Genomic DNA, 538 nt, shown 5'->3' with positions numbered 1-538 from the left:
ATTTTGCGGTAGCCGTATACACCTCCGCTTTCTAGCCAAGCGTGTTTGATCAAGCCAAGCAGACGTTGATCTTCTTTTGCTCGGGCAGATTGAGGCTCGGCCAGCCAGGCGTAGTAGCCGCTGGGGTGCACCTTGAGGGTTTGGCAAAGGCGCCGCACCGGGTAATCAGTCGAGTGCTTCTTGATGAAGGCGTACTTCAGCCGCACTCCTTGGCAAAGTACGCGGCGGCCTTTTTTAAGATGTCTCGCTCTTCCGTCACGCGCTTGAGTTCAGCGCGCAGCTTGCGCAGTTCGGCCTGCTGATCGTCGTCTTGCTGACGCTGCTCTTGGGGCTTGCTGTAGACCTTGATCCAGGCGTAAAGGCTATGCACGGACATGCCCAGGCGCTGGGCGACATCGGCGACAGGTTTGCCTTTTTCGGTCACTTGCTTGACCGCTTCGATCTTGAATTCTTCGGGGTAACGCTGACGACTCATGGCACCTCCTATTTGGGCCTCATTATGAGGCTTGGAGGTGTCTACGAAACCAGGGGCGATTCA

The 538-nt window shown here is 56.3% G+C and carries 1 pseudogene; it reads right to left on the bottom strand.

The annotated features are described in order from the left end of the window. A pseudogene (locus MJ643_RS30460) lies at nt 1-475 on the bottom strand (transposase); the annotation flags it as partial. Nucleotides 476-538 lie beyond the last annotated feature (63 nt).

The sequence above is a fragment of the Pseudomonas sp. PNPG3 genome (assembly GCF_023093815.1).
Classification (GTDB): Bacteria; Pseudomonadota; Gammaproteobacteria; order Pseudomonadales; family Pseudomonadaceae; genus Aquipseudomonas; species Aquipseudomonas asiatica.
Note: the sequence above shows the minus strand (reverse complement) of the source record. Positions and strands in the feature narration are given on the sequence as shown.